This is a genomic window from Paenibacillus barengoltzii NBRC 101215, assembly GCF_004000745.1.
Taxonomy (GTDB): Bacteria; Bacillota; Bacilli; order Paenibacillales; family Paenibacillaceae; genus Fontibacillus; species Fontibacillus barengoltzii.
Map to the genome: position 1 here is coordinate 1 of NZ_BILV01000026.1, position 19,314 is coordinate 19,314.

At 51.5% G+C, this 19,314-nt stretch carries 20 protein-coding genes; all 20 read right to left on the minus strand.

The annotated features are described in order from the left end of the window. A partial coding sequence (locus PBA01S_RS09285; protein ID WP_164744133.1) for an AAA family ATPase occupies positions 1-677 on the minus strand: 677 nt, incomplete at its 3' end. Beyond that, positions 667-1,605 carry a magnesium chelatase ATPase subunit I gene (locus PBA01S_RS09290; protein ID WP_028540219.1) on the minus strand — a complete coding sequence of 313 codons (939 nt, stop codon included), beginning with the start codon at positions 1,603-1,605 and terminating at the stop codon, positions 667-669. The genes PBA01S_RS09285 and PBA01S_RS09290, both read right to left, overlap by 11 nt. 43 nt (positions 1,606-1,648) lie before the next feature. Next, positions 1,649-2,431, minus strand: a complete 783-nt coding sequence (locus PBA01S_RS09295) for an ABC transporter ATP-binding protein (protein ID WP_028540220.1) — start codon at positions 2,429-2,431, stop codon at positions 1,649-1,651. Then, positions 2,428-3,435, minus strand: a complete 1,008-nt coding sequence (locus PBA01S_RS09300; protein ID WP_127575842.1) for a FecCD family ABC transporter permease — start codon at positions 3,433-3,435, stop codon at positions 2,428-2,430. Before PBA01S_RS09300 ends, PBA01S_RS09295 begins: the two co-directional genes overlap by 4 nt. Next, positions 3,419-4,495 (minus strand): ABC transporter substrate-binding protein, encoded by a 1,077-nt coding sequence (locus PBA01S_RS09305; RefSeq protein WP_255315319.1) that lies wholly within the window; start codon positions 4,493-4,495, stop codon positions 3,419-3,421. The genes PBA01S_RS09300 and PBA01S_RS09305 overlap by 17 nt, the downstream gene beginning before the upstream one ends. Positions 4,496-4,744: 249 nt before the next feature. Next, positions 4,745-5,539 (minus strand): aminoglycoside phosphotransferase family protein, encoded by a 795-nt coding sequence (locus PBA01S_RS09310; protein ID WP_127575843.1) that lies wholly within the window; start codon positions 5,537-5,539, stop codon positions 4,745-4,747. Between the two features lie 243 nt (positions 5,540-5,782). Then, entirely contained in the window at positions 5,783-6,325 is a 543-nt protein-coding gene (locus PBA01S_RS09315; RefSeq protein WP_127575844.1) for a histidine phosphatase family protein, read from the minus strand. 69 nt (positions 6,326-6,394) lie between these two features. After that, positions 6,395-6,934: a GNAT family N-acetyltransferase gene (locus tag PBA01S_RS09320; RefSeq protein ID WP_255315320.1), complete on the minus strand. Its 540-nt coding sequence runs from the start codon at positions 6,932-6,934 to the stop codon at positions 6,395-6,397. Continuing rightward, complete coding sequence (locus PBA01S_RS09325) at positions 6,931-7,320, minus strand: GNAT family N-acetyltransferase (RefSeq protein ID WP_255315321.1); 390 nt, start codon at positions 7,318-7,320, stop codon at positions 6,931-6,933. Before PBA01S_RS09325 ends, PBA01S_RS09320 begins: the two co-directional genes overlap by 4 nt. Positions 7,321-7,652: 332 nt before the next feature. Continuing rightward, on the minus strand, positions 7,653-7,979 hold the full coding sequence (locus tag PBA01S_RS09330) for a hypothetical protein (protein ID WP_016312604.1): 327 nt from the start codon (positions 7,977-7,979) through the stop codon (positions 7,653-7,655). 272 nt (positions 7,980-8,251) lie between these two features. Further along, positions 8,252-9,115 carry an NmrA family NAD(P)-binding protein gene (locus PBA01S_RS09335; RefSeq protein WP_127575845.1) on the minus strand — a complete coding sequence of 288 codons (864 nt, stop codon included), beginning with the start codon at positions 9,113-9,115 and terminating at the stop codon, positions 8,252-8,254. 159 nt (positions 9,116-9,274) lie between these two features. Then, positions 9,275-9,874 (minus strand): TetR/AcrR family transcriptional regulator, encoded by a 600-nt coding sequence (locus PBA01S_RS09340; protein WP_028539897.1) that lies wholly within the window; start codon positions 9,872-9,874, stop codon positions 9,275-9,277. A 194-nt stretch (positions 9,875-10,068) separates the two neighbouring features. Beyond that, positions 10,069-12,444: an RNA polymerase recycling motor HelD gene (helD, locus tag PBA01S_RS09345; protein ID WP_127575846.1), complete on the minus strand. Its 2,376-nt coding sequence runs from the start codon at positions 12,442-12,444 to the stop codon at positions 10,069-10,071. Positions 12,445-12,660: 216 nt separating this feature from the next. Continuing rightward, a complete protein-coding gene (locus tag PBA01S_RS09350; protein WP_028539895.1) occupies positions 12,661-13,146 on the minus strand; it encodes a nitroreductase family protein in 486 nt (161 codons plus the stop codon). A gap of 172 nt (positions 13,147-13,318) precedes the next feature. After that, complete coding sequence (locus PBA01S_RS22755; RefSeq protein WP_016312609.1) at positions 13,319-13,492, minus strand: hypothetical protein; 174 nt, start codon at positions 13,490-13,492, stop codon at positions 13,319-13,321. Positions 13,493-13,586: 94 nt separating this feature from the next. Beyond that, a complete protein-coding gene (locus PBA01S_RS09355) occupies positions 13,587-14,345 on the minus strand; it encodes an SDR family oxidoreductase (protein WP_028539894.1) in 759 nt (252 codons plus the stop codon). A gap of 247 nt (positions 14,346-14,592) precedes the next feature. Continuing rightward, positions 14,593-15,642 carry a glycoside hydrolase family 88/105 protein gene (locus PBA01S_RS09360; RefSeq protein WP_127575847.1) on the minus strand — a complete coding sequence of 350 codons (1,050 nt, stop codon included), beginning with the start codon at positions 15,640-15,642 and terminating at the stop codon, positions 14,593-14,595. Positions 15,643-15,667: 25 nt separating this feature from the next. Next, entirely contained in the window at positions 15,668-17,308 is a 1,641-nt protein-coding gene (locus PBA01S_RS09365; protein WP_127575848.1) for a type 2 periplasmic-binding domain-containing protein, read from the minus strand. A gap of 28 nt (positions 17,309-17,336) precedes the next feature. Then, a complete protein-coding gene (locus tag PBA01S_RS09370; RefSeq protein ID WP_016312613.1) occupies positions 17,337-18,236 on the minus strand; it encodes a carbohydrate ABC transporter permease in 900 nt (299 codons plus the stop codon). Between the two features lie 15 nt (positions 18,237-18,251). After that, positions 18,252-19,214, minus strand: coding sequence for an ABC transporter permease (locus PBA01S_RS09375; protein WP_164744134.1), 963 nt, complete (start codon positions 19,212-19,214; stop codon positions 18,252-18,254). Between the last annotated feature and the right edge of the window lie 100 nt (positions 19,215-19,314).

The window sequence follows — 19,314 nt, forward strand, 5'->3', positions numbered from 1 at the left end:
GGCTCGCCGATCCGCACCGCAGGCAGGTGTGCCCGCGCCTGCGCGAGCCGCTCCCGAAGCGCCTGCGATTCCGCGGCGAAGGCGTGAACGAACCCGCTCGGATCGCGCTCAAATGCAAGCCTGCGGCGGACGATTTCGGCCCGTTCGGCCGGATCGGTTAACGTCGAAACCGGCACGTACAGCCCCCAACGATCCAGCAACGCATTGGGCAGCGATCCTTCTTCCGGGTTCATCGTTCCGTACAGCCGGAATGAGGACGGCACCCAACTCAGCTGCTCTCCCTCCGCCTGATCATATCCATCTTGCTCAGCAGCAGAAAGAATCGCTCGCAAGATGCTTTCGCGCATCAGATTCACTTCATGAATCGTGAGCCAATTCCCATCCGCTTCCCGAAGCAGGCCCGGGACAACCCGTCGCTCACCGAAGCGGATAGCCGCCGCCGTATCGATTCCGCCAAACAATCGTTCCTCATCAACGTGAAGCGGAATCGTCATCCCTCTTTGATCCCGCAACAGCTCAGCTAAACCACGAATCATCGTGCTCTTGGCCGTACCGGGTTCCCCGACCAACAGAACTCCCCTCAGCGTTGGGTTGACGGCATGAAGCAGCAAGGCTAATTTGGCTTGTTCTTGCCCCACCACCGCGCAGAAGGGGTAAGCATAAGCTTCAGACTGCATTCGAAACCTCCGCCATCAGCTCATCAAGCAGTTGCACCATTTTCTCCGCATGGATTTCTCCGTCCTCAAACGGCCGTTTCCGCATCCGATGCGGCATGACTAACATCGCTGCCTCCACCATATCCTCCGGTTGGACTCGGGTACGGCCTTCCCAAGCGGCAAGCGCCATGGCTGTTTTCATCAAGGTAATGTCTGCGCGATGACCGTCCACCCCCAGGCGAATCCCCACTTTGGCGGTCCATTCCAGCAGTTGGTCGGTGGGCTCGATAGTTGCAAGTCTCTCGCGCGCGCTCTCGATGCGTTCATTCAGCTGTTGTTGTTCCTGTTCATACTCGCGGCGAAAAGCGGCTGGATCCGCCTCGAAGGCCAGGCGGCGCTTGACGACTTCCATCCGATCCGCTATCTCGCGTTCTCCGGCCACTTCTACGGACAGCGCAAAACGATCCAACAGCTGGGGCCGCAGTTCTCCTTCTTCCGGATTCATCGTTCCGATCAGAATAAAACGAGCGGAGTGCGAATACGACACTCCTTCCCGCTCCACGGTGTTTACCCCCATCGCAGCGGCATCCAGCAACGCATCTACAATCGCGTCATCCAACAAATTAATCTCATCCACGTACAAAATATGACCGTCCGCTGCAGCCAGCAAGCCGGGTTCGAAACGCTTCTCCCCTTCACGGATCGCGTGTTCGATATCCAGCGTGCCGACCACCCGATCCTCCGTGGCGCTCACCGGAAGGTTGACGACCCGAAGCCCCGGCATCAGATCGGCAAGGGCACGGACTGCCGTTGATTTGGCGGTGCCTTTCTCGCCACGAATCAACATTCCGCCTAACCGCGGCTCAACGAGGTTTAAGAGCAACCCTTTTTTCATGGCTTGCTGTCCAACAATTGCGGCAAACGGATACACTTCCGGTTTCCCGTTCATCTTCATCCTCTCCCGTTACTCCTTATTTTCGATGTTCCTGTCTTTATAGCAGTCCCGTCACCAAACAGCTTAAGCGAGCGGTTGCGGGATCCTGTACAATTTGTCCTTTCACGCCAAACACTTCACCTAATGTTTGCTCGGTTAGCGTATCTGCCGGTGATCCGCTGGCATAGACCTCCCCTTGACGCAGCACCAACAGTTCGTCGGAAAAAGCAGCGGCATGATGCATATCGTGCAGCACCATGAGGATGGTAATGCCATACTTTCGGTTCAACTCGGAGACCAGCTCCAAAATTTCCCACTGATGGCTGACATCCAAATACGTTGTTGGCTCGTCAAGCAGCAGCAGCTTGGGCTGTTGCGCCAAAGCCAAAGCGATCCAGGCTCGCTGGCGTTCTCCTCCCGACAAAGCAGACAGCTTCCGTTCTGCAAACGATAAAGTCCCTGTTTGAGCCAAGGCCCAGTCAATGACCTCCTCATCCTCCCGGCGAAACCCGGCCCAAGCTGGTTTATGAGGGAAGCGACCAAAGCCAACCAAGGTGCGTACCGTCAGGTCCGGCTGCTTCTCCTGGCTCTGCTGCAGCATGGACAAATATTGAGCAAGGCCTCGTCTGGAATAGCTTGAGAGGGGCTTGCCGTCCAACAAAATCGTGCCGCGAGCCGGCTTGAGTTGTCCGGAGATTGCCTTCAATAAGGTACTTTTACCGCATCCGTTCGGCCCGATAATGCTGTAGATCTTGCCTTTCTCTGCCCTCCAGCTGATCTGCTCGATGACCGTACGATCGTTGTACCTAACAGCCAAATGATCCAGCACTAACGCGGTCATTCGCCTTCCCTCCTTAACAAATACAGAAAAAACGGTGCCCCCAGCACTCCCAGAATGATGCCAACTGGAAGCTCGATCGGTGCAAACAACAAGCGGGCCAGCGTATCACATACGGTCACCACGGCGACGCCCAGCAAGGCAGAGGCAGGCAGTAACAGACGATGGTCACTGCCGATAAGCAATCTCGCACAATGGGGGACGATCAGTCCTACAAAACCAAGCAACCCCACCACGCTTACCGCACTAGCGGCTAGCAGCGTGGCGACTGCCGTGAGGATAAGCCGCGTGGCTTCTACTCTCACCCCAAGTCCCCGTGCATTGGCATCACCTAATGCCAGCAGATTGAGGTGCACCGCCCCCAACAGCGCCAACGCCGTGCCTGCCAGCGAATAAGGAAGCATCATATGCAGCTCCGGCCAGCTTTTGGCTGACAAGCCGCCAACGAGGAAGACAAGCGCGCCATTGACACGGTCGCTGTAGAAGGTGAGCAGTGCCGAGATGCCTGAACCAAGAAACGCGGATACTGCCACACCTGCCAGGATCAGACGAACCGGCTGAACCCCCTGTTTCCAAGCTAACACATAGATGATTGCAGCTGCGGCTGAAGCTCCGAGGAAGGCAACCGGCGTCAACCATGGCCAGGCCTCCGGATATAAGATCAGAATCATAATGCCAAGCAGCCCGGCCCCAGAGGAGACGCCGATGATATGCGGGTCAGCGAGCGGATTCCGCATAACTCCCTGTAAAATAACTCCCGATAAAGCCAGATTTACGCCAACCAGCGCCGCAACCAACGTACGGGGCAATCGGATATTCCAAATCACTTCTTTCAGGGGGCCGTCGTACCCATGAAACAGATACAGCCAAACTTCTCTCGCTGGGATGAAGACGGCTCCCGTCCCAATGCTCCATACGATCCCAACCACCGCTGCCAACGCGATGATCGCTAGTACAAGCCCTCCTCTTGCTGCCGATAATGACTTGGTCTTAGTTGCCATTTCCATGTCCAAAAATTTCCGGATACACCAGTTTTGCTAAATACTCTACCGACTCGTTGAACCGAAATCCCGGATTGGAGAGCAACAGGTCGGAAGGCAGAATCGCCATATGTTGTTCCTTGACCGCACGCAACGAGGCCCAAGCCGGTTGACTCGCCAGGTCGGTTTCGATGATCTTCTCCCCTTCCTCGCGAGCCCCATGAATAAGCAGGAACACATAGTCCGGATCCAGCTCCACAATTTTCTCCATACTAAAAGGAGCTGTAGTTGGGCTCTTCTGAGATGGCGTTAGTGTTGCCGCCACGTTGTTCATATGTAGCAGGTTAGCAACTTCCAGTCCTACGGTATTCTCCCGCTGAACTGAAATACTGCTGGGCGTCACGTTCAGCATGATAAAGCTAGGCGATGAACCCGTCGGCACCTTCGCGGTCAGCTCTTCGATTTGACCTTGTAACTTCGCCAGCGCCTCAGATGCTTTCGTCTCCGTACCGGCTAATTTACCGAACAGCAGCGCCTTCTCCCTTAAATCCTCATACGTGCTGAGATTAAATAACGCTAGCGGAACACCGCTGGCTTCGAGTACGCTCGCCAGATCACGATGAAATGCCGTTGAGCCCATGACCAGATCCGGTTTTAGGGACAGTAGTTTTTCAGTATTTACCGAGGTCATGTTCCCCACATCTTCAATCGACTTTGCTTCCTCCGGCACAGCTCCCCCGGTTGAAGTCGCGCGGGCGATAGCATTACCATCCACGGCATACAATAAATCCAGCAGCTGTGGAGAAAGAACGATGATCCTCTGAGGACGGGACGAAAGTGTGACCTCGTGTCCAACATCATCTGTAAAGGACAGAAACGTCTCGCTCTTTCCTTGATCCATAACCGTTGCAGCCTCTGTGGCTTGCACCGTTGTCACCGGCGAGCTGGTGATCGTCGTCTCCCTTGCCTGACTGCCCGCAGGTGACCCGCACCCCGAAGTCAAAGCCAGTAGCATACTCCCCAACAGTCCACCTGCTAGCAGCTTGACCGTTATGCTTTTAGATCCTGTAGCTTGCGTTTGATTCATATTTTTAAGTTTCTCTCCTTTCCTTAATCGTAATTATTACGATGTAGACAGTATAATCAGACCTTCTTTTTATTGTCAATCCATATTTTAGTGGGGAATTTTGACATATTTTATCATCTTATACGTAACAGTTACGATTTGCAGAGGGTTGAAAGGTGGTTGAGGAGTCTATTGGGGAGGATCCAGGCTGAGGTAAACGTGGACTTTTCACCGGGAAAAAATCACAAAAAAAAACTGGCGGGAGTACGATCACCACCAGTCCTCAAAATGTTCCTCTAGAAATTTAACTTCTTGCTCGTAGTGAGCTAGATGTCCTTCTTCAACTAATTTCTGAAAGGCCGGATCACCGGCAGCAGTGCGCTCAGACAAGGTCTTGCACATAGTTTGGATTCGCGAAATCACCCAATCCTTAAGGTGATCTGGAGCCTCCATGCCATAGGCTTGGAAGAATAAAGTAATCCTTCGTTTCCGCAGAGCCGCATGACGTTCCCGCAGGTAAGAAACAACTTGCCGATCCGTGTCTCCTGGCGAAAAACCAGCGAGAGGAACCGACGTGTACAAAGTGTAGGCTATGTCCCACAGCCTTGGACCCGGCCCAGCCATATCAAAATCGATGAGGCCTACAGGCTGACGGTTGTAAAACACAATATTGTACAGGGCAGCGTCGTTATGACAAACGACCTCATGCCTCGCTTCATCGGGATAACGGTTGACCGATTCATGGGGGGTCACAAACCCAGATGTAGCTTCATGATAGCTTCGCAAGAGTTTCGCTAACTCGGTAAGCACACGGTCCGACCACATGTAGAGGTCCAACTCGGGGTAGTTGTCCCCCGGTACATCGCCTTCAAGATAAGTAAGCACCTCTCTCCCCTGATCATCTTGTCCTAAATATCGTGGGGAGTGGGCAAACCCTTGGACTTCCAAGTGTTTGAGCAAGTCATACACATATGGATTCGGTTTCGCATTCCTGCGTACGGTTCCCCCTACTTTTACAACCTGATTGATATTCCCACCGTTCAACATTTCTTCGTGTTCGGACAAGATGTCAACCTCCCATCGATAGTTCTACTTCGGAAATGTATTCGAAATTTCATGTATAAATTGGCGCTAGCGTCGAAAAATCCGAAATGTATTCGATTTTTCATATAGATTTGGACCAAAACACTTGAAAACGTGCAAATATATATGAAATTTCATATACATTGCGACAAAACCACCGAAAATTCAAAAATGTACTCGATTTTTCGTGTACACCCTCTTACAAGTCTAATTAGAAATCCAAAACTACTTCCAAAGACGCGTTACCTCAATTGCCTTATCCCCGATGAACCCCAGCTCATACACATCCGGATTCGTCAGCCGGCTCCATGCCTCGAACCCAAATGAATCATCATAGTGTTTCAAAATTAAGGACATCAAATTCCCATGGGTGACGACAATTGCATGCTCCTCCGGCCGTTGAAGCAGGTCTTCAATCGCTGCGATTCCCCGGTTCATGGCTTCTCTTGAAGATTCTCCGCCAGGCAGCTTCATATCAAGTTCATCAAACGATCTTTTCAAGTGATCCATCCAATCCGGCAAATCGTGAACCGCCAAAATTCGCTCGCAAAGCCGATCATCCTGATGGATGGGCAACCCCAATCGTTCTGCTAACGGTTGAATTGTGGAGATGGCTCGAAGATAAGGGCTGGAGACAATGCAATTGATCGGTCGGTCAAGCAAAACATCGGCCAACAACTCCGCTTGCTTGCGTCCCTCTGCGGTGAGTTCCGCCGAAGGCTCCTGCCCATGCGCTTTGCAATGCCTGATCAGGTAAATTCGTTTCATTTTCATGCCCTCCCCGGTTCATGGACAACATCCTCTCTTATGCAAACTAGAATGGACCGATTACACATGTTAAGCTTCAGGCACGCGATAGACTTTGCTGTAGATCAACGCTCTGCACACCAGGAACTCTTCCTCCGTCAGCGGCTTCGGGTAACTCATCATTTTCAGGGGAAGTTCGGCTCTACCGGGCCGCAGCGGTGGTTGGACATAGTTGAAATCGTTGAGATGGAATCCCAGCCGTTCGTAAAACCGAATCCGTCGGCAGGCCACGTGATTTTCCGGAAGTTCCACTTCTAATACGGTCAGTTTGGCAGAGGTCTTCAGACATTTTTCGACCAACCTTTTCCCAATCCCCCCTCCTCTCACAGCAGGATCTACCGCGAGATGCTCAATAAATTGAAAGGCCGGAAAATCCCAAACCGCCAAAAAAGCGACAACCCGTCCCTTCTCATCCGATTCGGTGATCAGCCGATATTCTGGATGCCGCAACAACTCCATTTGTCCAGATTTGGTTCGATATTCAATCTCCGGAAAGGATGCGGACATGATCTCAAATACACGTTCAAAATCGTTCATTTCTGCGAATGACACTTCCTTCTTGTTGCTCATTTTTCAAAAAAGGCTTCCGGATATAGGAGTTCCCCCTGAATAGATAAAGTTGCTCCCTCCTTCAGTTCCATGGCCATAAACACTTCATCCGGCACTTCAAACTGCTTGAGTTCGAAGCCCAATGACCTTGCAGGCTTGAACCCGAACCGAGGATAATATTCAGAATGTCCGATTAAGAAGACCACTCCGTAACCAAGTTCTTGGGTTCGTTGTAAACCCTCCTGAATTAACTGTGTTCCAATCCCTTGCTTCTGAAAGGAAGGACTCACCGCCAGAGGAGCGAGAACAACTACCTCATGGCTTACTTGCTCCTTACCAACTGCCTCTGCTTTGCTAAAAAGAGCATGTCCAACGATCTGCCCCTCATGTTCCGCAACTAACGACAAGGAGGGGATATATTTTGAGGGGAGTTTCGGATGCGGTCGACTAGCTTGGACTCATCCTCCCGCTCGCACTGGCATCGTTAACGGTATGGGTGCGATGAGGGAATTCAAGCCACTTGCCAAAATGAACCCGATTCTCTTGAATAAGCCTAAACAAATCATCGGTATGGCTAAGCTCAAATCGTTCAATGCGCAGCTTTCCATTTACATTTATCCGCACGCATATCCCCCCATATTTATCAATCATCCAAGTTATATTTTACCTTCATTCTTCGATGCAAACGATGAGAAGGATCCGCCTGGATCGAATCTTTCATGGCTGTCGACCACGAATTCTAAAATATCCCTTCCGTTATCTTCGGGTACACCACAGTCCATATCCCCGTGACGATGAGCAAGATGAACAAGATTTGGGGAACCCTTTCCTTTAACCCACGAACCGTTTGGTACAAACAAAGCAGCAACAAAGGGAGCGAAATCAAGGAAGTAGTGTGCAATCGCCCTCCAATTTCCACTTCTTTCGTCCAGCTGCCAATTCCAAGGTCGTCCAGAAAACGATCCAACAAGGAATATCCTTGACTGTGATTGCTTGCTAAAATCAATACTACAAAGTATCCCGTCATCCATAACCAGCCTTTGTACGACTGAAGATCACGCTTCATTCCGCAGCCCCTTCCTCTCACATGATAAGGTTCTTCGGCTATCCTGAAAGTTTAGACTTCCATAATTATACAACATTCAGAAGACGGTAATAGCAACAAATCCGATAATTAGCAGCCTTCTATCTCATTATCCTCCAAAAAGATAAAGCAGATCTCAGTTGAGATCTGCTATCTGCTCGTTTGCCCAATGGAATTAATCCTAATCAAATATCGATTTTCGTTGCCATACTGGTACCCGGAGTCGCAAGAATGAACGAGTTCCTCAGGTGGCTTTACACCCATTGACTTAACGTTTCTTCCAAGGTGATTTTCCCAGAAATAAGCTCTGTACCTTCATACTTAAAATCAATCCATCCCGAATTGAAACCTTCCAGCATAGCAATCCTGCCATGGATGCGGTCCTCGGGCGCTCCTTGAGCTATAAATGCTTCAGCCCATTCATTGTGCGGAAGAGCCACTGCGTTAACCTCACGCTTCAGCAGTTTCGAAAATGCAGAGGCAATATCGTCCGGGGAATAAGGCTCTGGCCCTTGCAGTTCAAGGTAGCGGACACCTTCCCAACTTTGTTGCAACGTCTTCGCCGCAATCTCTCCAATATCCGCAGTGGCGATCATTGGAATTTTTCGATCAAGCGGCTGAATAAAACTTACTACCTTCCCATCGTTTCTAGCAGATTCGATATCCCATTTGGAATTGTCCTGGAACCAAGCAGCGCGCAGGAAGGCTGATGGAATCGGCAGATCAGCCAAACCACGTTCCAGAATATTCAGAGATTCAATAATCCCAAGCCCGTTCGGGAGATGTGCCCCGATGGAAGACAATGCTATAAACTTCGGCACATTTGCCCCAACAAGCGCTTTGGCGACCGCTGCTACGGTCTCTCTCGTTTCCGAAAAGCCCTCTGATGGATAAAATACCGCCGGGTTCATCACAAATACAGCCTCAGCTCCTGTAAAGGCCGCTTGCAATGCCTCGGCCGAGCCATAATCGGCAAACACCGGTTCAGCTCCGTATTCTCGCCAAACCTTTGCTTTCTCTTCATTCCGAACCACAACCCTCACTTTCTTACCTTCTGCCAGCAAAGCCTTTGCGGTAGCTCCGCCTACTTGACCTGTCGCTCCCATGATGACGTACACATGTATCTCCTCCTTATGACGAATGTGGTTATTCTAGCACATAGATTTACAAGTTACAATATACAAAATATTATTTTTGTAACTTGATCCGCAAAAAAAGACCTCCTTTCTGCGCACGAAAGGAGGTTGCAATGTTTAGATTATAGTTTCATCTTAGATCTACTTGACAGCTGATGGATCAGTAAACAAGCCGACGGAAATCAAACGCCAAACAGCTTCAAAACGGCTGTCCCAATCGGAAAGTTCCCATTCTGCAGCGTGGGCAACATGATGGAAAGCCGCCGTAGCAGTAAACACAGCGTTTGCAGCAGCTCGCGCATCCTGCTTGGCAATCGTCCCTTCCTGTATGCCATCTTCAATAATTGCGGTCAATTGGTCTAACAAATGATCGCGATGCACCCGAATGGCTTCAGGTGCTTCCTCGACGAGCATCGAGTACATTTCAAACAATTCAGGATCCTGGCTAGCGCGGTTTCTTTTAAATTTGCGCAATGTATCCAGCCAGCGGTACAGCCTCTCACTGGCAGGTGATGCCTCACTGGCAACTGCCTGCAGCGGAGGAAGTGAGCGCTCTAGCCAACGTTCAACCACAGCCTCCTTCAGGGCAGCTTTATTGCTGTATAGACGGTATAATGCGGCGTGCGTGACATCAAGCGCCCGGGCGATGTCAGACATATTCGTCTTCGCCGGACCATACTTGCGCAGCACGGTCTCCGTTGTATCGAGAACCAATTCTTTGGACAACACTTCATCAGCCAATGGACAAGCACCTCTAACTATGATCGTGATGATAATAGTTACATTATAACCGAATTCACACTTATCTGACGATGAAAAAGAAAACCCCGCCATTCGCAGGGTCATACTTTTCATATGCATCTAAGACTCCGTCATCAGCTTCGCCTTGATCTCCGGGATGGGCATCGAGCCTATTTCTCCTGGCTTCTCCCGCTTTACTGCTCAACCACTACAAGCCCCTGATTAATCGCCGGCTCCATGAACGGACTTGGAGCACCTACGCTAAACAGCTGCAAATGATGCATCGCCCGGGTGCATGCCGTATAAAACAACCGCCGCACGTTTTCCTCTCCATAAGCGCTTGCCGAAGCATCGTAAAGGATCACCGCATCAAACTCGATGCCTTTGGCCAAATAGGCGGGGATGACCACCACCCCTTGCTTGTATTCGGCCGAATCACGGGTAACCAGCTTGAGATCAGTGATTCGTTCTCCTCTTAAAGCCTCATAGGCGGCTGCACTCTCCGCTGCCGACCGGCAGATGATGGCGATCGTCGCCGCCCCCTGTTCTTTCCATTCAGCGACTCTGGCTTCAATCCGCCGATGTAACTCCTCATAATCAACCGTCTGCGTCAGCACTGGCAGTTCACCGTTCCGCTCAAACGGTTCGATCTGTTCACCGCCGGGGATCAGACTCCGCGTAAACTCAACGATTGGCCGGGTCGACCGATAGCTTCGCAGCAACTGGATCGTCTCCGTTTGCTCGGGTCCATACAAACGCAGCAACCCTTGGAAATCCGCCGTTTCGGCTGCGTGCGCAAATATCGCCTGATGAAAATCGCCGAGTACCGTAAGCTTTGCGGCCGGAAACAGCCTTTTAATAAACTCAAATTGAAGCGGGGAGTAATCCTGCGCCTCATCAATCAAGACATGACGGATGGATATGTTCGCCTGGAATCCAAGAATCAGTTCATGCAGCAGCAGAAACGGCGTCGCATCCTCATAAAACAACTTGCCCTTATCAAGGCTCTGAATCGTAATCCGGCAAATCTCTGGCCAATCGTTTCGAACCTCCGGCGCCTCCGTCTCCAACCAAGCACCGGAATGCGTTGGATTTTCAAACAGCTGCTTATACACCCCGGTCAGATCGATAAAACGCAATTCTCGGATCTGTTCCCGGATGGGCTTCAGCTTTCGGCGCACGACGATGCGGGCAAGCTCCCTCTCCAACCGTTCGCCTTCGATCTCCTCGTCGGAATCCTCAGTTAAGCCGTATTTTTTCCGAATCCGCTCGTAGGCTCGTTCGTATTGCTCGTTGCTGAGCATCTCAATCGCGTCCCGCACCCAGGGCTTGCGGCGCTCCTGCTTCTCAATCTCGTTGATTCGTTCATTCAGCCATGTCGTCAGCCGTTCAATCCGCCCGGACATACGCAGAGACTCTTCTCCCCCGTAAAACTGCTCTGCCATCATTTCCGCCGACACCAATGTCTCCCCGCGGAATTGGATCGGTTGGAACCGCATGCCGCCTTGTTCCAAGGACGACCGATAAGCCTGAATCGCCTCGAAGAAAGACGCTGACGCCTTCAACCGAATTGCAGCCAGACGCGCTTGGTAGTCTGGATCCTTCTTCGCCGTTAGCACATATTCCAGCTGTCCATAAGCATCCTCCACCTCGAACATCCCGCTGAGTCGGTGATCCAGGTATTCCTGGAACGTCACCTGCTGCATATTTTCCTCCCCAAGCTCAGGAAGGACGCCAGATACATAAGTCTGAAACATGGCATTCGGCGAAAATAACACGATCTGATCAGCTGTCATCCGATCGCGGTATTTGTACAGCAAATAGGCGATCCGCTGCAACGCCGCGGACGTTTTCCCGCTGCCCGCAGCGCCTTGCACGATCAGCAACCGGCCTTGATCATGCCGGATGATCCGGTTCTGCTCCTGTTGGATCGTAGCCACGATGCTGCGCATCTGCGTATTGGCTGTATGTCCGAGCACCTGCTGCAGCACTTCGTCCCCAATCGTCAGCGAGGTATCAAACATCGATTCGATCCGTCCACGGCGAATGAGGTACTGCCACTTCCGCTTCAGTTCCCCGTGAATCGTCCCGCCGGGTGTATCGTACTGAGCTGGACCCGGCCCGTAATCGTAATACACGCTCGAGATTGGGGCCCGCCAATCGTAGATGAGAAACTTCTCGCCGCTCGGATCCATCAAGGAGGAGACGCCAATATAGACCCGTTCGGCCTCCGGCTCCCCTTCCTCCAAGAAATCGATCCGTCCAAAATACGGATTCTCCTGCATTCGAAGCAGTGCCGCCCGGCGTTTCGAGGCTTGACGATGACTGCTTTGGCTTAATGACAATACTTCGGCCTGCTGGCGCAAGCTGATTACCGTTTCCAGAAAATCGTCGAAATTATCCACGTTCACCGTGACATCTTCCCAGAAATGCTTGCGGAACTCGACGACCTCCTGTCTGCGGCGTGAGGTATCCTCCTCCAGTTCGCCGATGCTCTCTGCGAGGACTTCCATAACACGGTCCAACCGTTCCTGCTCTCGCTCCAGCTCCTGGTGAAGCTCCTTCTCCATAACCAGCACTCCTTTTTGCAAAAATAGGGGTTGACGCAGCGCCTTTTTTTCTGTACAATAAAATTAGGGAAGATATAAAATTTTACACAAAATCTGTGCGCATGCTATACCAATATAGCACGCTTTTTTGCGTTTTTCAATATGGTAAAATGCCCAAAGCCGCCTCTCTCCAATTGGAGCAAAGGCAACTTTGGGCATTTTCACATCGAATCTGAATTACGGCAGCGTTTTGATTTTTTCCGCAATCGGTGTTCTTGGCTTGGCCTCTGGAATTTCGGCCGGATACCCGATTCCAAATACGCCAATCACCTCGTACCCTTCGGCGACACCCAGCACTTCCCGATTTTGCGCCGAGCTTCCGACGGACGACCAGAATGTACCGACGCCTGCTTCATGGGCAGCCAACATCAAGTTTTGAGCGAAACAAGCGGCAGCCATCACATTTTCATCCCGTTCGAGTGGAGTAGCTCCAGGCTTGGACAACAATGCGATCACAACGGGAGCTCCCCAGAAATCGCTCTTGTGCTTCAGCTTTGCTCGCGTCTCAGGTCCAACGCGCAGCAGCTCCCACGGTTCATTAAAGCGATGGTTTGGCGCGTAGCTTGCCGCTTCCAGCCAACTCATGAGCGCTGACTCGTCAATCGGGTCGGGTTTGAATGCTTTTATATTTCTCCTGCTTTTGATCAAATCGATCGTAGACATTGGGGATGTACCTCCTTAAGTAGCGAACAAATGGAATAAATGACCTCTAACTCTCCCTCTTGTTTTTATACGTATCCAGAGCAAAAGTCAAGCGCGTCCCCTCCTCGTCTCCAAAACAAAAGACAGCCCCGATCAAATCAGGGCTGCCTTGGGTTCTGAACCTTTGACATTCCTAGTACAAACGTTCCTCACCGGTGACCGGATTTTTAAACGCCGATTGAATATCACTTTGGGTCAACTCATCGGCAAATTCCGTATCCTCGGCGCGTTTTGCGGGGGTTGCCCGCTTCTTGTCCGGGGTTTGCTCCCTCGCTGCTTTGGACGTATCTTTCGATGGATTCGCCATCACCTATGCACACTCCTTCTGCCTTTCATGTAATGCCTTATGTGCGATAGGGTGCGGCCGAATGCCCTTTTTTATTCCTATGTAATCGAATGGCTTAGTACGCTGTCCATCCAGCATCCGCCGTAACCGTCGTACCATTAAGGAAGCTCGAATCATCCGAAGCGAGAAACAGAGCGACTTTAGCAATTTCCTCAGGTTGGCCCGTGCCTGGATTTACGCCCATACCGACTTGTGCCCGCTCCATACCAAACGGATTGATCGCTGTAAGGGTTGAAGCAATGTTCGTTTCTACCGCGCCCGGCGCGATTGCATTACAACGGATTCCCTGCGTAGCGTATTGGAATCCGACGTTCTTCGTTAGACCGATAACCGCATGCTTAGATGCCGTATATGCTGCACCGGCGCGGGAACCAAACAGCCCGCCGACCGAGGCTACATTTACGATAACCCCCGATTTTTTCTCTGTAAAAATCGGCAGCACCTTGCGGATCGTCCGCATCGGCCCTGTCGTGTTCACGGCAAAGACTTTGTCCCAAAGCTCATCCGTCAGGTCACCGGCTGGCACAAAGTTATCCATGATTCCCGCATTATTAATCAGGATATCCACCGTACCATATTGGCTGACCGTCCCGTCGATCAATCCTTGGACGTCTTCTTCCTTCGCGACATTCGCCACAAGGGCAATCGCTTCGCCGCCTTTCGCTTTAATCCCGTCCACAACTTCCTGAGCTTTGTCCAGGTTCAAGTCCGAAACCACAACCTTAGCTCCCTCGGCGGCAAATAGCTCCGCGATCGCTTTGCCCATCCCTGATGCTGCACCTGTGACGACCGCAACTTTTCCATCCAGCTTCATTCGTCATGCACCTCATTCATAGAATTGTTGGACCTATCCAAGATCACGCCGCGAATAGTATGTACGTAATGCCATCAAGTATGCGACAGTTGTTGTTGCTCCCTCGCCTAGGCGCGACTTTGAATATTTAATTTTATGATATTTCAAATTTTAGCGCTTTCACAAGATGGAGAATCTGACAATCGTGTGAAAAAAAAGAGCCAGTGATCTCACCGCTCTTCGTGTGATCACTGACTCAAGTTCGAGATTAGAGGTCCGCCTGCAAGCCGTCGTCTTCGAGAACAGCCGCCAGCAACGCCAGCGTCAGCCCTTGCCCCCAGCCCTGGGCCCACTTCTTGTCGATGCCCAGATATCCTTCGATGTCCTTCATCACGGCGGTACCGCCGGATACGTTGAGCACCCGCCCCCGATCGGTGACGTTCTGGAGCACGCCATCTAACGCTTTCTGCACATATTTGGCATGAAGTGGATTGCCCTGAATGACCATCGCCGCCGCGATCCCCGCTGTCGCGGACACTTCACCATAAGCAGCCGGGTAATCCAGCACCGTGCCCCACAATCCGTCCTCGTGCTGTAATGTTTTCAACGCCGCCAGCTGATCGCGCAAGGAGCTCCAGATATGCATCATCGGCGGATACAGGTAAGCTTCCGGCAAAATCTTCGCCGCGCGGGACATCGTGTACGCTGCCCAAGCGTTGGCGCGCCCCCAGAAAATCCCGGACATATGATTTTGGCCGATGTGATTGTACCCATGATACCAGAGGCCGGTGTCTTCGTCCTGCAAGTAATTAATGTGCCAGTAGAACTGGTGCAGCGCATCTTCGATGAGCAGCTTCTCGTCTAGCATGATACCGGTGCGCAGCATAAAGTAGGCCGCCATAAACAACGTATCCGCCCAGCACTGCTCCGGAAAATCATTGCCCGCAGATACCGTATGCTGAAGCACCCGATCCCCAAAACGGGGAGCTTGGTTCTGCAGATAGTCGATTTTGCTCAGGATGAGATCAAGATATTTCTGCTCCTTCGTCTGTTCATATAATGTCAGCAGCATATGTCCCATCGCACAGGAGTTTACGGTCCACACCGGAAGCCCGGCGTCGATGTACTCGTCGCACCACTCCGCCATCCGCTCCACATAAGCCTGCTCCCCTGTTGCTTCAAAGGCCCGGCTGATCCCGTAATAAGCCACGCCGCACGGCCAATCCCAGGTCAGGTCCATCCCGAAGGTGTACTCTACGATGCTCCCGGCAATTTGCTTCAACTCGGAAGGGGCTGCCTTCAGTTTCAATCTTTCCATCTCCCTTCGTGTGAACGGCTAACTCTTACTTGTAATTCCCGGCATCAATCGCCGCTTGCTTCTCGTCCAAAATCTCCTGGTATCCGGCATCAAGGTACGTTTTCTTCGCCGCCTCATAGGTGGCATTGAACTCACTCTCCGGCGCGATCGCGATCTTGACATACAGCTCCTGGAACAACGAATTCAGATCCGCTTTATATTCATTTACTTTCTCAAGCACCACGCTAAACAAAGCGTCCGGTGTACGGTACTCCGCATATTTGTCGTAATAAGCTAACGAATCCTTCGCCAAATCTTCATGCCCTGGAGGCGACATGCTGCGGAGATATGCTTCGCGCATTTTTACCGGATCGTCGTATTTCACCGTTTCAACCACAAGGCACCAATAGTCTTTGTTGTTATTTTGCGAGAGGACAGAATCTCCTTTAAAATCCGGATTTTTCACCGCGATGCCATCGGCATCCAGCGTGTAGTTTTGACCCTCCACGCCGTTTTGCAGGAAGAACAGGTTCTCCGGCTGGCTCATCCATTCCAGATACATCCATACCGCTGCGCGTTCCATATCCGAAGATTCATAATTAATGCCCATGATCATCCCAAACGGCCAGTATGCGCGTCCCTGCGGCTTGCGTCCCTCCGGCACCCCGGCTTGCGGGTCCAGTACCGCGAACTCGGCATCCGGATTATTTTTCAAGGTTGAAGTGATCACGTCGGTGTTGCTGGAAAGATAGAAGCTGAAGGTACCGGTTTTTCCTGCCACAAATTCAGCTTTGGCTTTGTTCTCATCATCGCGCAGATAAAATTCTTTATCAATTAAGCCGTTATTGTACTGGTAGTTCAGGTTGCGCAGGTATCGCTCCGTATCCGCAGTGGTCAGATCCGCAACGCCCAAGTCGGAGTAAAGGGCGCGGTACTTCTTGTCAATCGGCCAATCGCGGAACGCGTAGTTGAACGTGTAGTTGTTCTTTTTCAACGTTTCACCGCCGACGCCAAGGCCCGCATCTCGCCATTTGCCCAGCAGTTCATTATATTTTTCAAGGGAAGTCAGATCTTCGACCTTCATGCCCACCTTCTCAACCCAGTCCTTGCGGATCAGCGTCGTGAAGCTGTCCAAGCTGGGGCGTTCACCAAAGAAGAACACGTTCTTCTTATCAACGACCCCGTACTGCTGAATCGTATCCCCCATCGTTTTCCAATACGTCGGTGCATAATGTGCGATTTCGTTCCAATCCAGCTCCTGCATGACGCCTTCGCCGTAGTAGGCCAAAGCCTGAGGCATATCATAATGGAAAATAATATCCGGCGCTTTATGCGAAGCCAGCAGCTGCTCATAATCCGTCACCTCGTTACTGCGAGTGATCGGAATAAATTTCACGTCAACGTTGTACTTGTCGCCGAATTGTTGTTGAATCCAACGCGTGTAATAGTTGTCAGTTACGTTCCAGCCTTCGAAAGCCCTTTCATAAACCGGAAGCTCAAGCGTGACCCTCTCCGGAAAACCCGTCGAATAATCGGGATACTTGCCATCGGTGTTCGTGTTGGAGGAAGGAGACGGCTCCGTGGTGTTGTCGTTCGAATTGGCGCTCTTGCTGCTGCCTCCCATACAGCCGGACAATAAACCAATGATCATCACCAAACTTAAGATCCAAGTGAACCTTTTACCCATGTCGATTCCCCCTATTTTGAATAGATGGCTACTCCTTCACCGCCCCGAGCATGACCCCCTGGACGAAATACTTCTGGATGAACGGATACACGAACAAGATCGGCAGGGTAGCGAATACAACACACGAGGCTTTGAGCACCTCGGGATTGCTTAACGATACTTGCGTCGCTTCCAGTTGGAAGCTTTCGCTCGCCTGAATGACCAGGTAATACAATTTGAGCTGCAATGGCCGTAAATCCACCCGTTGTTTAATGTAAAAAAGAGCGTCTTGATAAGCGTTCCAGCGCCCCACCGCGTAAAACAGCGACAACGTAGCCAAGATGGGCTTGGAGAGCGGGAGCACGATGCTCCACAGGATGCGGAAATGCCCCGCACCGTCGATCCGCGCCGATTCCTCCAGGCTGACCGGAATGCTGCTGGAGATCGCCGTCTTCATGATCAGCAGATTAAAAGCACTGAACGCTTGCGGCAGAATCAGCGCCGACCACGTATCCAGCATGCCGAGATTGCTAATCAGCATGTATTCGGGAATGATCCCGCCGCTGAAGTACAAGGTGAACATGAAGAGAAAGGTCAACGTCGTACGGCCCTTCAGTTGCTTGCGAGATAAGGGATACGCCGCGCAAACCGTAATGATCATGCCCAGCAAGGTGAACAGCACCGTCACCACCACCGACACATACAAGGAGCGCAGGATGCTGGCGTCAGCAAAAATTTTACTGTACGCCTCCAAGGTAAACCCTTCGGGCCATAAGAACACCTTGTTCGCGATGACATACGCATCATCGCTTAATGATTTGGCGACGACGTGGAGAAACGGCAGCAGGCATACGAGCGAGGCGAGAACGATCGTGATATGGATGAGGACATCCCAGATATCATAGCGTTTGCTGCGACGCAGCGGGAGCGTGTTTGCGGATGCTTTCATGGTTCGCCTCCTTTCTTAGAGCAACCCGTCTTCGCCAAGCTTCTTGGCGACCCGATCGGCCATCAGCACGAGCGCGAGTCCAATGACAGACTGGAACAGCCCCAGTGCAGTGGCGCGGCTGAAGTTCCCGCTCTCAATCCCCCAGCGGTACACCAATACCGGGATCGTCGTCGTGAACTCTGTTGTCGCTTTATTTTGCAAGGCAAAGATTCGTTCAAAAGATCCTTCCATGACCCGGCCCAAATTCATGATGAGCAGCGTGACGATCGTTGGGCGAATCGATGGCAGCGTCACATTCCATACTTTCCGCCACCTTCCGGCACCGTCCACGGTCGCTGCCTCATACAGCTCGGGGTTGATGCCGCTCATCGAGGCCAGGTAGATGATCGTTCCCCAGCCCATGCTTTGCCAGACACCGATCGCCAGATAACTGACCAGCCAGTTGTAATCTTCTTGCAGGAAGGGAATGCGTGTCCCGCCCATCATCGCTATGAGATTATTAATGACGCCGTTGCTTTCGCTCAGAAGTTGATAAGCGATGGCCCCGATAATAATCCAGGACAGGAAATGCGGCAGATAGAGCAACGTCTGATTCATCCGTTTGAACTTCACGTTCTTGATTTCATTAAGCAAAATGGCAAGAAGCACAGGAATCGTGAAGCTAAAAACCAGATCGAGCGTATTCAGCAACAACGTATTACGGACCGCACGGCCGAAGTCGTGTTTTCCGAAGATCTCGGTGAACACTTCAAAGCCTACCCATTCGCTGCCCCAGAACCCCCGGGCGATTTTGTAGTCTTTAAAGGCGAGCACAAGCCCGGACATCGGTGCGTATTTGAACAAGAGTACAAAGGACAATGGAATCAGCAGCAGCACATAAAGCTCCCAATCCCGTCGAAGATAAAAGGCCGCCCCCCGACCTAACGAAGGGTCCAGCTTCGGTTTGGACTTCGCGTTTGAAGCGCTTACAACTTTCACAACCTTCACCTCCTCGTTCGTTCTGGCCTGACTCGTTTGAACTTGATTCCGTCTTCGTCATGCGATTTGGCGACGGTAAGTTTGTGTCAAATCATACCGT